The following is a 12,354-nucleotide window of genomic DNA, read 5'->3' on the forward strand; positions in this document are numbered from 1 at the left end:
TTGAAATTATGCAATACAGTTTTTTTTAATTCTTTTTGAAGAAATATCAAAACTTGATTTGGAAGGAGTTTGAAAAAATAAAGAGAAATTTATTTTGTTGGCAGAGAAATTGCTTATTACATATATCAGAGAATCAAAATAAATTTAAAGGGAAGTGATTTGTATGGCTTTAAAAACACCTCAGGAGTATTTGGAGAGTTTAAGAAAATTAAACTTGGAAGTTTATCTCTTTGGAGAAAGAGTAAAGGACCCAGTGGATAATCCTATTATCAGACCATCTTTAAATTCAGTAATAATGACCTATGAACTTGCACAAGACCCTAAATATGCTGATCTTATGGTAGTTGAATCTCATATGACAGGAGAAAAAATCAATAGATTTACTCATATTCATCAAAGTACTGATGATCTTGTAAAAAAAGTAAAAATGCAGAGATTACTAGGGCAAAAAACAGCTGCTTGCTTCCAACGTTGTGTTGGAATGGATGCTTTTAATGCTGTGTACAGTACTACTTATGAAACAGATCAAAAATATGGAACAGAATATCATGCTAGATTTAAAAAGTTTCTAGAATATGTGCAAAGGGAAGACTTAACAGTAGATGGAGCTATGACTGATCCTAAAGGGGATAGAGGACTTTCACCTTCAAAACAGGAAGATCCAGATTTATTCCTTCATATAGTAGAAAAAAGAGCAGACGGTATTGTAGTTAAAGGAGCAAAGGTACATCAGACTGGAATAGTAAATTCTCATGAAGTACTTGTAATGCCTACTATATCTATGACAGAAGAGGATAAAGATTATGCAGTGGCTTTTTCTGTACCTACAGATACTAAAGGAATAAAAATAATATATGGAAGACAGTCATGTGATACAAGAAAACTTGAAGAGGGAACTTTAGACAGGGGAAATCCTAAATTTGGAGGACATGAGGCTCTGGTTATATTTGATGATGTATTTGTACCAACTGAACGTATATTTATGTGTGAAGAATATGATTTTTCTGGAATGCTGGTAGAAAGATTTGCAGGATTCCACAGACAGAGTTATGGAGGATGTAAAGTAGGAGTTGGAGATGTACTTATTGGAGCAGCAGCTCTTATTTCAGATTATAATGGAACAAAAAAAGCTTCTCATGTAAAAGATAAAATAATTGAGATGATACATTTAAATGAAACTTTATACTGTGCTGGAATTGCATGTTCTAGTGAAGGACATCCAACAGTGGCAGGATCATATGAGATAGATATGCTTCTTGCTAATATCTGTAAGCAGAATGTAACTAGATTCCCATATGAAATAGCTAGACTGGCAGAGGACATTGCTGGAGGATTGTTTGTAACTATGCCTTCTGAAAAAGACTACAGAGATCCTGTATTAGGAGGATATATAGACAAATATCTAAAAGGAGTAGCAGCTGTACCTACAATAGATAGAATGAAAGTGCTTAGACTCATAGAAAATCTTACACTTGGAACAGCAGCAGTAGGATATAGAACAGAATCTATGCATGGAGCTGGGTCACCTCAGGCACAAAGAATTATGATAAGCAGACAGTCTAACCTTGAAGTTAAAAAACAGCTTGTAAAAGATATTTTAGACATTAAGGATTAATTTATGGATAAAATAGAAAAATTTTTAGATGAAGAGATAAGACCAGAACTGCGTAAACATAATGGAGATATATCTATTGAGGAGTATGATAAACAAAATAGGAAACTGGTTTTAAGATTGATGGGGCAGTGTTGTACCTGCCCTCACTCAATTGATACTAGTGAAAATTTTATAAAAATAAGTGTAAGAGAAAGATTTCCAGAGATAGAAGTACTGCACGTAAATGCTGGTGCTTCCAGAGAATTCATAGAGATAGCTAAAGCATATTTAAGGGGGAGATAGATTTATGGATTGGAGAGAGGATTATAAGAAAAAAGTGTGTTCACCAGAAGAAGCAGTGAAAAAAATAAAATCAGACAGTCGTGTGGTAATCTGTCACGCAGCTGGAGAGCCTCAAACTATAATTGATGCAATGGTACAAAACTATAAAGAGTATAAAAATGTTGAAATAGTTCATATGGTAGCTCTTGGGAAATGTGATTATATGAAGTTGGAAATGGCAGGGCATTTCAGGCACAATGGACTTTTTTTAGGGGGAGGAACCAGAGATGTTGTAAATGCAGGGAATGGAGATTATACACCATCGTTTTTCTTTGAAATACCTAAATTATTTAAAAAAGGAGGAACACTCCCAGTAGATACAGCTTTAATACAGGTATCACCACCTGATGAACATGGATATTGCAGTATGGGAATAACTTGTGACTATACAAAAGCAGCTGCTGAAAATGCAAAGTGTGTAATAGCTCAGGTAAATAAATTTATGCCAAGAGTATTAGGAGATAATTTTATACATATATCAGAAATAGATGTAATAGTAGAGAAAGATGAACCTATAATTATTTTAAATCCGCCTAAAATAGGGGATGTTGAAAGAAAAATAGGTGAATACTGTGCGAGTCTGATAAATGATGGAGATACTTTACAGCTGGGAATAGGGGCTATACCTGATGCAGTACTTACATTTTTGAAAAATAAGAAAGATTTAGGAATACATTCAGAAATGATATCAGATGGAGTAGTGGATTTGGTAAAGGCAGGAGTAATCAACAACAGCAAGAAAACTCTTCACAAGGGAAAATCAATAGTGAGCTTCCTCATGGGAACTAGAAAACTTTATGATTATGTAGATGATAATCCAAGTGTAGAAATATATCCAGTTGATTATGTAAATGATCCTAGAGTGATATCAAAAAATGATAATATAGTATCTATAAATTCAGCAATACAAGTAGATCTTATGGGACAGGTAAATGCTGAAACTATGGGAACAAAACAATTTAGTGGAACTGGGGGGCAGGTTGATTTTGTAAGGGGAACAGCTTTTGCTTTAAATGGGAAGTCAATAATAGCAGTACCTTCTACAGCTTCCAAAGGAAAAGTATCAAGAATCACTGCTTATCTGGATGAAGGAGCTGCTGTGACTACTTCAAGAAATGATGTACAGTATGTAATTACTGAATATGGTATTGCTGATCTGAAAGGAAAAACTTTAAAAGAAAGAGCTAAGGAATTGATAAAAATAGCTCATCCTGATTTCAGAGAGGAATTGACTCAGAAAGCATTGGAAAAATATAAAACACTTTAGGAGGGGAAAAGTATGGCAATTAAGAGAGAATACGGACAGGAACAACCATATACTCCATTAGGGATATTCAAGCTGAGGCTCCCTTTTATTCATTACAAATGGGAATGGTCAGAAGCTATGCAGGCAATACTTATGTGTGCCACTTGTCTTGGAGCTATTCCTATACTGACAGAACATCTGGGGATATCTTTTGAACTGGCATGGTCAATGGTAATAATTAATGGAATATTATATAATCTCCATGCTCTTCTTGGAGATCCAGTAGTCCCTGGTTGGATAACTCCTTCTATTCCTTTGACAATAGTTTATCTTTCTAAATTCACTATTGGTATAGACAGAATACATGCCCTTATAGCTTTACAGATATTAGTTGCTTGTATATTTATAATCATGGGTATAACAGGACTAGCTGGAAAACTTATGGGAATAATTCCAGTATCTATTAAATCAGGAATATTGTTAGGAGCAGGATTTGCAGCAGTAGTTGGAGAATTTAGTGCAAAGGGGAGATTTAATCTATATCCTATTTCAATAGCCTTTGGAGGATTATTTTCTTTTTATCTTCTTTTCTCAATAAAATTTAGAGATTTAAGAAAAAGAAATAAACTGGCAGATGCTTTTGGTAAATATGGAATGCTTCCAGCAATTTTTTTAAGTATAATAATCAGCCCATTGGTAAAAGAACTTCCATTTCCTAAAATAGAGATAGGATCGGTTATAAAGATACCTGAAATTGGAAATATATTGAGAGAAGTAAGTATATTTGGAGTAGGAATTCCTAAGATGGCATTTTTCGTAAGTGCTATTCCTATGGCAGTAATGATATATATAATTGCATTTGGAGATTTTGTTACAAGCAGTGCTTTGATAAATGAAGCTGATGAAGTAAGACAGGATGAGAAAATAGATTTTAACTCTAATCGTTCTAATCTTATCAGTGGTCTTAGAAATATAGTTCAGGCAGTATTGATTCCATATGTTCCTATGTGCGGACCATTATGGGCAGCAGTTACAGCTTCTGTTTCACAGAGATATAAAGAGGGAAGAGAAGCTATGGACTCTATATATGGTGGAGTAGGGACATTCAGAATAATGACTTGTGTGTCAGTTGCGTTGATACCAATAGTTTCATTGGTACAGCCTATACTCCCAGTGGCTCTTTCACTTACTATGCTGGTACAAGGATATATCTGTACAAGACTTGCTATGTCTATGTGTGAATCTGAACTGGATATGGGAATAGCTGGAGTAATGGCAGCAGTACTTGCAACAAAAGGTGCAGCATGGGGAATGGGAATAGGTATTATTCTTCATCTGCTTCTTGCAAATGTAAAAAATAAACAGGTAAAAACAGCAGAAGTAAAAGAATAAGGAATCTAAATATGGAAATTAGATTTTGTGGAGGATGTAATCCATTATATCATAGAGAAAAACTATATGAAAAACTAAAGCTTTTATCACTAAATGAAGAAGAAATAATAATAATATTGAATGGTTGTCAGAGAGGGTGTGTGAAAGCTTTAGGAAATAAGAGGGTGATAAATGTTCAGGAATACTTGATACATATAGGTAAATTTGATGAGGAAGAAATATTGAAATGGATAATGAGGAAAGTAAAATAATAAGAGAGAGATATTTTCAGAAGAAAATCCCAGCAAGGTTTGGAAATATCCCTCACTATTTTAATTAATTATTTTATTGCAGTATTTTTTTACGAAAAGAAAAATATTATTTTTCCAATCTTTAAAAATATATTATATAGATTTTTTCCTCTATATTATTTATAATATTAAGAAGAGAATATACTGTATAAGGAGTATGATATGGAAATAAGATATGGAAATGATAAGGATAAAATAAAAGCTAAATATATATGGAAAGAGTGTTTTACAGATAGTGAAAATGAAGTTGAGTTTTATTTTAATGAATTATATAAAAAAGAAAATTTTTTATTATTAGAAGATGATGAAAAGAATATAAGGGCTTCACTTCATGAAAATCAATATGAGGTGATAATAAATAATGAAAAACTTTCATCTTTCTATATAGTGGCAGTGGCAGTATCTCCCCAATATAGAGGAAGAGGATATATGGGAGAACTTATAAGATACAGCTTGAGAAATGCAAGAGAAAAGGGGCTGGACTTTGTTTTTCTAAGTCCAATAAATACTGAAATATATAGAAAATATGGTTTTGGATATATGAGCAGTCTGGAAAGATACAGTATCTCCATGAAAGATTTACCTTTTGACAGAATAGAGAGAGCATATGAAATAAAGAAAGCAGCTAATGAAAAAAATTTCTGTGCAGATTTAATAGAGATATATAAGAAAAAAATGAAAGATAGCTTTGCATACTTAGAGAGAAATGAAAATTACTATAGAAGAGCTTTGAAAGAGATGGAAAATGAAAATGGAGATATTTATATTTTCTATATGGAAAATAAACCAGCAGGATATATTTCATTGTATAAGAAAGAAGGAATTATAGAAGTAAGAGAACTTTTTGGACTTAATAAAAAAGTGATTGAATCTATATATGCCTTTATAAAAACTTACAAGGAATACTATCCAGAGGTTATAATAAAAGCTCCTATAAACAGCAATATGAATTTCTATATTTATAATCAGACATCTATGAAAAAAACTGAATTTCCATTTATAATGGGAAGAATAGTCAATGCAAAAAATATGTTGAAAAGACTTCATATAGAGGATATGGAATTAAAAATATCTGTTATTGATAAGATAATAGAGGAAAATAATGGTATCTATGAAATTTCTGTATATGGAGTTGTTTCAAAAAAAGATAAGAAAAAAAGTATAGAAAGTGATATAGAAATAGATATAGCTGATTTGAATCATTTGATATTTGGGTATTTTTCAATAGATGAAATGATAGAGCTGGAAAGAATAAAAATAAACAATAAAGAAAAAATAGAAGAAATAAAAAAGATATTTCCTAAGAGGAAAGTATACCTACAGGAATATCAATAAAACAAAAAAGCTGGCAGGTTTCATGCAACTGTCAGCTTTTTTGTTAATACATAAAAATTAAAATACTTTTAAAAAGAAAGGATTTGTAAAATAATTATATAATAACTTATTAAAAAAGTCAACAATTATTTTCAATTATTTTTTATTTGTTTCCTATTATGATTTCATTAAGAGATAACTTAGGAACAAAGTGATTATTTAAAGTATCTCTATAATATTTAGTATCTTTATTTTCTGCTGCAACTATTTTAACTTTATCTTTTGGTTCTCCTAGGGCAAGAATAAAATATGACTTATATTTTTCTTGAAGTCCAATTATTCTTTCAACTTCTTTTTTGTTGTAAGCACCAACTATACATCCTCCAAATCCCATTTCACCAGCACAAAGAAGCATATTTTGTGAAGCTATACCCATATCAAAGTGGAGTAAAGATTCAGATGTCTGAGTAAGAGGATTACAAGCACAAAGTATGACATAAGCTCTTGGAGATTCTTCAAGTACAGGGTTCCAGCTTACAGCAGCAGCCCATTTAATCTGCTCAAATATTTCATCACATAATTTTTTGTCAGAAACACAAAAAAATCTGATAGATTGTGAATTTTTAGCTGAAGCACCCAGTCTGGCTCCTTCAACTATCTTAGACAATTCAGTTTTAGTCAATGGCTTGTCAGTAAAACTTCTGTGTGAACGTACGTTTTCTAAAGTTTTTAAAATCATAGCATCCTCCTAAGTTTATTTGTTATCTATTTAAAATAAGATCTCTGTATTCTTTAGCAGTGAGCTTTTCTTTTGGCAGTGCTTTTGTACTGATGGTAGAAGCCAGAGCCTGTCCAAAATAACCACTGTTCAAGGAGTTTATATGAGTAATAGCTATAGCTAGTGCATCTGCTGCATCATCTGGTTTTGGAATTTCTTTCATTCCTAAAAATTTCTGGACCATCAGCTGTACCTGTTTTTTTTCAGCTTTTCCATATCCAGTTATACCTGTCTTAACCTGCAGAGGAGTATATCCTTGTATTTTTAAACCATTCTGTTTTCCACATAGGAGAAGGACACCTCTTGCCTGTCCTACAGAAATTACAGTCTTGTTATTTTTAAAGAAGAAAAGTTCTTCTATTGCCATATGTTCAGGATTGTATTTTTTTATGAGATCACCAAGCTTTTCATAAATCTGGCAGAGTCTTTCCTCCATAGGAGTATCTTTATCAGTATAAAAACATCCATAATCTACTACTTTAAATTTACTCTCTTCATAATCAATTACACCAAAACCTACTATTGCTGTTCCTGGATCGATTCCCAGTACTCTCATTAAAAATCACCTCTCTGATTAAAGTGTAACATATTTACCTATATTTTTCTATTAAATAAAAAATATAAAAAAATAAAGGAATTTCATCAACTATATAGTATAGAATTTATGTAAAGTATAACTTGAGGAAGGGTGAGAAAAAATGTTGGATATTTCAGAATATATAAAAGACATAAGTTTATATCCTCTTTTGACGCCTGAAGAGGAGAGAGATATCTCAGTCAAGGCAAAGGCTGGAGATAAGGATGCACAGGAGAAACTGGTTACATCTAATCTTAGACTAGTTATAAGTATAGCTAGAAAATATACAAATATGGGTATACCTATACTTGATTTGATACAAGAAGGTAATATGGGGCTTATCAAAGCTGTTGAGAAATATGAGCCTGACAAGAATATAAGATTTTCTACTTATTCTACATTTTGGATAAAGCAGAGTATATTGAGATATATAACATCGAGCAGAGGACTTATAAGGTTTCCATCATATGTATATGATGGGATATCAAGAATGAAAAAATATATTCAGGATTACAAAAACAGATATTCACATGTTCCATCACTTGATGAGATATGCCAAAATCTGGATATGAGAAAAAAAGAAGCAGAAAGATATATTGAGGTATTGGAAAAGGGAAGCAGTACTGGAGAGGAAATGTATGGAGAGATAGCAGAATATTGCAGCAGTATAATATCTGATGATACTTTTGAAGATAAAGTCATTGCTAAAAATTCAAATATGGATTTGATGAAAAAAGTAAACAAGCTTCCATCAAAAGAGAGGGAGGTTCTGATATACAGATATGGACTTTTGAATGAAAAAGTGCTTACTCTGGGAGAAATAGGTGAACGTATGAACCTTACTAAAGAAAGAATAAGGCAGATACAACTGGAGGCTATTGATAGACTAAGGGAAACATTATAAAAAATTTAAAAATTATGTAAAAGGTGTTTCATAGGTTGAAACCCTTTTTTTTTGCACTATTGTTGAGTCTTTTAGTATAAGATAGATACGAAAACAATTGACATATATTGTTAAAAATTATAAAATTATTAGTGTATGCCAAAAATAACAAATCAGTATGAAAAGGGGAAGAAAGACATTTGAAAAATAGATTCTATATAACTATAACTGATTTCAGAGGAGTAAAATGTTATTCTTTTGATAAAATAATAAAAAAATATCTTTTTGTAGTTGGGAGCCTTTTCTTTACAGGACTTGTTTTACTGATAATAATGATTTTTGTATTGAAAGAGAAAGTAGATGAATACAGCTACTTTAAACTTGAAAATGAAAAACTTTATACTCAGATAGAGGAAAATAGACAAAACTTGGAAGAGAAAAATCTTGAACTTGAGAACATAAGTGAAAAAATAAGTGAAATAGAAAGACTTATGGGAGAGGACACTGCTATTAATTCAGTGAATCTTAATGATATAGAAAGACTTGATTTAACTAAGCTGAACATAATTGATAAAAAATATCTTCTTCAAATGATACCAAATGGAAATCCGATAGCACCATTCAAGGGATATTCAAGTGGATTTGGAGGAAGATTCCATCCTGTTCTAGAGCAGAGAAAATTCCATTATGGGTTGGATTTTGTAGCTAAAGTAGGAACAGATATATTGGCACCTGGAGATGGGATAGTAGAATATGCTGGATTTAATTCAGGTGGATTTGGAAATCTTATTATATTATCACATAACTTTGGATTTAAAACATATTTTGCTCATTTGAATGAGATAGATGTAAAAGTAGGAGATTTTATAACTAAAGGAACTGTAATTGGAAAATCAGGAAATACAGGACGATCAAGTGGTCCTCATCTTCATTATGAAATACACTATCTTGGGAAGAGAATGGATCCAAAGAATTTTGCAAAATGGAGTCTAGAGAATTATGACTATATATTTAAAAACGAAAAGGGGGTAAAATGGCAATCTTTACTAGAAATGACAAAGTTGCAGACACAGATTATTCAACAAAAGAACTAACTAAAGTATCTCAGGGGACTTCATTTACAGGGGATGTGGTAAGTGAGTGTAATCTGGTTATTGATGGGGAAATCAATGGAAATATACTTTCGAGAGCATCAGTTACCATTGGACCTAAAGGTAAGGTAGAAGGTAAAATAGCAGCTTCAAAAATTGTTATAAGTGGTTTTTTTAAAGGTGAGTTAGAAGGTGATACTGTTGAACTTTCATCTACAAGTAATGTAATTGGAGATATTATCAGTGACAAACTTGTAATAGAAGATGGAGGAAATTTTGAGGGATACAGTAAGAAAAAAAAGTCTAATGAGTATTTGAGTATGAAGGAAGAAGAAGATAAAACAAATTCATATGATGATACAGATACAGAGGAATAATCAGACATTGACAGGTGGTATTGTACCACCTGTTTTTTGTGAAATATTAAGAAGTTACAGTAAATTTTAGAAATTTTCCTGCTCATAAGTTTAACTGCTTAATTAATAGAAATTTATTTTATTTAAATATATTATTTTTGTGTTTTATTCACATTATAAATAAATCAGATAAAGTCTAACGAATAAGTAGATTCAATCCACTAATTATACTTACGATAACAATAAATTTTTCAAAAACATTTTGATTCATTTTTCCAACTAGATATCGTCCAATGAATATACCTATAAAAATAGTAGGAATAGCACAGGCACCTCTTGAAATAGTAAAAAAATTAACATTTTTTAAAAAAAAGAAATAGAGTATAAGCTTTGAAAAATTAACTATGAAGTAGAACCATGTCCTAGTACCATAAAATTTTTCTTTATCAAGGTTAATATTCAAAAGATATATGCTCATTAAAGGTCCTGAAACGTTCCCTATAAAAGATGAAAATCCACCAAGAAATCCAAATATATGACTTAATTTTGAGAAATTGACATTCAAACTTTTTAGAAGAGTGAGAATACCTATTGCTAATATGATAACTCCCATACTTTTTTTGAAAAATTCATCAGATATATTGTTGCCAAAAAATACAGCAGCAATTATCCCTAACATTGTCATTGGAAGTATTTTTTTTAGTGTCTTTAAATCAAGATCTTTTCCATAGAGGTACAGCATAATGAAGTCAGAGATAACTACAGGTATAATTATAATACCAGCAGAAGTTTTACCTCCATACAATGAAGCAAGAAGGGGAGAAAAGACTAAAGCAGTTGGGATCCCAAGTTTACTGAATCCAGCTCCGAGTCCCAGAATAATCATTCCAAAAATTTCAATAGGTGTCATAAAAGCTCCTCCAAATATTTAAAATGCAATATCAATAAAAATATGGTATAATTTTAATTGGATGAATGAAATAATTATACATACTTTTATAATTATTTTAACACAAAAAAAATCAAAAAGATACAATGAAGATTGGGTACAATAGAAGCAATATTGTTTAAATAATAAAGTTAGGAGAGGTATTATGAGTGTTTTTTTAAAATTTATTTTACTTATTATTTTAATACTGATGAGTATTTTTTTATCCATAAGTGAGATATCCCTTGCTTCAGCAAGAAAGATGAAACTGCAGATAATGATAGAAGAGGGAGATGAGAATGCAGAAAAAGTATTGAAGGTACAGGAAACTTCAGGGAATTTTTTTACTGCTATTCAGATTGGAATAAATGCTATTGCAATATTAGGTGGTATAATTGGAGATAACATAGCAGGACCATGGGTAACTTCCTTTATAGGAAAATGGATGCCAGCTCTTGCAGATAAAGCTCCCATGATAGGAAGTATAATATCATTCCTTCTTATAACAGGAATGTTTATTGAGTTTGCTGACTTGATACCTAAAAGGCTGGCAATGGTGGCACCAGAAGCTATTGCAGTACACATAATAAGTCCTATGATGGTTTTGATATATGTTTTAAGACCATTGATATTTATATTCAATGGAACAGCAACATTTGTTTTTAGGCTGTTCAAAATCCCTTTGAAGAGAAATGATAGTATAACCTATGATGATATATTTGCTGTAGTAGATGCAGGAGCAGAGGCAGGAGTAGTTCAGAGAAAGGAACATTATCTGATAGAGAATATATTTGAGCTAGATACCAGATGGGTTTCTTCCATAATGACCACAAGAGATGAGATAGTGTATCTCACTTTAGAAGAGGGAGAAGAGAGTATAAAAGAAAAAATAGCAAACTATCCCCATTCTAAATTTTTGGTGTGCCAAAACGAAATAGATACGGTTCTAGGGTATGTAGATTCTAAAGATATTCTTCCTAGAATATTAAAAGGTGAAATGAGTGGACTTCATGATATACAAGAGATATGCAATCCAAGTCTTCTAATAATTCCAAATACATTGACATTATCAGAAGCTTTGGATAGATTTAATGAAGCAAGGGATGACTTTGCTATAATATTAAATGAGTATGGGCATGTAGTAGGACTTGTAACATTAAATGATGTAGTAAATACCCTTATGGGAGATATAGTTTATCAGGATCAGGATGAACAGCAGATAATATCAAGAGGTGAAGGTTCATGGCTTATGGATGGAGTGACACCTATTGAAGATGTAAAAAAAGTTTTGGATATTGAAAAATTTCCAGAAGAGGATACATATGAAACAATAGCTGGATTTATGATGTATATGCTGAAAAGTATTCCTAAAAAAGCTGCTATGGTGGAATTTGAAAATTACACTTTTGAAGTTGTAGATGTAGATAACTTTAAAGTTGATCAACTTCTGGTAACAAAAAAAGAAAATGATGAAGAGGAAGAAGATTTTGAAAATATAACTCTTGAATAATAAAGCAAATACCAGGGTAACCAAAAATTAGATTTTGGTTACTCTTTTTTTAA

At 31.4% G+C, this 12,354-nt stretch carries 13 protein-coding genes; 10 read left to right on the forward strand and 3 right to left on the reverse strand.

The annotated features are described in order from the left end of the window. The first annotated feature begins 163 nt into the window (after window positions 1-163). From E0E45_RS04025 to E0E45_RS04050, 6 genes are all read left to right on the forward strand, one after another. Entirely contained in the window at window positions 164-1,615 is a 1,452-nt protein-coding gene (locus tag E0E45_RS04025) for a 4-hydroxyphenylacetate 3-hydroxylase family protein (RefSeq protein ID WP_130889977.1), read from the forward strand. 3 nt (window positions 1,616-1,618) lie between these two features. Then, window positions 1,619-1,897, forward strand: coding sequence for a NifU family protein (locus E0E45_RS04030; protein ID WP_130889978.1), 279 nt, complete (start codon window positions 1,619-1,621; stop codon window positions 1,895-1,897). 4 nt (window positions 1,898-1,901) lie between these two features. Continuing rightward, entirely contained in the window at window positions 1,902-3,203 is a 1,302-nt protein-coding gene (locus E0E45_RS04035; RefSeq protein WP_130889979.1) for an acetyl-CoA hydrolase/transferase family protein, read from the forward strand. Between the two features lie 12 nt (window positions 3,204-3,215). After that, a complete protein-coding gene (locus E0E45_RS04040) occupies window positions 3,216-4,574 on the forward strand; it encodes a hypothetical protein (protein ID WP_130889980.1) in 1,359 nt (452 codons plus the stop codon). Between the two features lie 11 nt (window positions 4,575-4,585). Beyond that, window positions 4,586-4,825 (forward strand): hypothetical protein, encoded by a 240-nt coding sequence (locus E0E45_RS04045; protein WP_130889981.1) that lies wholly within the window; start codon window positions 4,586-4,588, stop codon window positions 4,823-4,825. A 201-nt stretch (window positions 4,826-5,026) separates the two neighbouring features. Beyond that, entirely contained in the window at window positions 5,027-6,199 is a 1,173-nt protein-coding gene (locus tag E0E45_RS04050; protein WP_130889982.1) for a GNAT family N-acetyltransferase, read from the forward strand. Between the two features lie 142 nt (window positions 6,200-6,341). On the opposite strand, the gene E0E45_RS04055 is transcribed toward E0E45_RS04050, so the two are convergent. Next, the gene (locus tag E0E45_RS04055) at window positions 6,342-6,917 is read right to left on the reverse strand and encodes a nitroreductase family protein (RefSeq protein WP_130889983.1); all 576 of its coding nucleotides are present in this window, start codon (window positions 6,915-6,917) and stop codon (window positions 6,342-6,344) included. A gap of 22 nt (window positions 6,918-6,939) precedes the next feature. Then, window positions 6,940-7,512 (reverse strand): crossover junction endodeoxyribonuclease RuvC, encoded by a 573-nt coding sequence (gene ruvC / locus E0E45_RS04060; RefSeq protein ID WP_130889984.1) that lies wholly within the window; start codon window positions 7,510-7,512, stop codon window positions 6,940-6,942. A 142-nt stretch (window positions 7,513-7,654) separates the two neighbouring features. Between ruvC and E0E45_RS04065 the strand changes: the two genes are divergently transcribed. The 3 genes from E0E45_RS04065 (at window position 7,655) to E0E45_RS04075 (ending at window position 9,884) form a co-directional block, all read left to right on the forward strand. Next, window positions 7,655-8,437, forward strand: coding sequence for a sigma-70 family RNA polymerase sigma factor (locus E0E45_RS04065; RefSeq protein WP_130889985.1), 783 nt, complete (start codon window positions 7,655-7,657; stop codon window positions 8,435-8,437). Window positions 8,438-8,616: 179 nt separating this feature from the next. After that, window positions 8,617-9,510 (forward strand): M23 family metallopeptidase, encoded by an 894-nt coding sequence (locus E0E45_RS04070; protein WP_130889986.1) that lies wholly within the window; start codon window positions 8,617-8,619, stop codon window positions 9,508-9,510. Continuing rightward, entirely contained in the window at window positions 9,450-9,884 is a 435-nt protein-coding gene (locus tag E0E45_RS04075; RefSeq protein WP_130889987.1) for a bactofilin family protein, read from the forward strand. The genes E0E45_RS04070 and E0E45_RS04075 overlap by 61 nt, the downstream gene beginning before the upstream one ends. 175 nt (window positions 9,885-10,059) lie before the next feature. Here the strand turns inward: E0E45_RS04075 and E0E45_RS04080 are convergent, their stop codons facing one another. Further along, complete coding sequence (locus E0E45_RS04080) at window positions 10,060-10,773, reverse strand: sulfite exporter TauE/SafE family protein (RefSeq protein WP_130889988.1); 714 nt, start codon at window positions 10,771-10,773, stop codon at window positions 10,060-10,062. A gap of 184 nt (window positions 10,774-10,957) precedes the next feature. On the opposite strand from E0E45_RS04080, the gene E0E45_RS04085 reads away from it, so the two are divergent. Next, complete coding sequence (locus E0E45_RS04085) at window positions 10,958-12,301, forward strand: hemolysin family protein (protein WP_130889989.1); 1,344 nt, start codon at window positions 10,958-10,960, stop codon at window positions 12,299-12,301. Window positions 12,302-12,354: the final 53 nt, after the last annotated feature.

It is taken from the genome of Fusobacterium ulcerans ATCC 49185, from assembly GCF_900683735.1.
Classification (GTDB): domain Bacteria; phylum Fusobacteriota; class Fusobacteriia; order Fusobacteriales; family Fusobacteriaceae; genus Fusobacterium_A; species Fusobacterium_A ulcerans_A.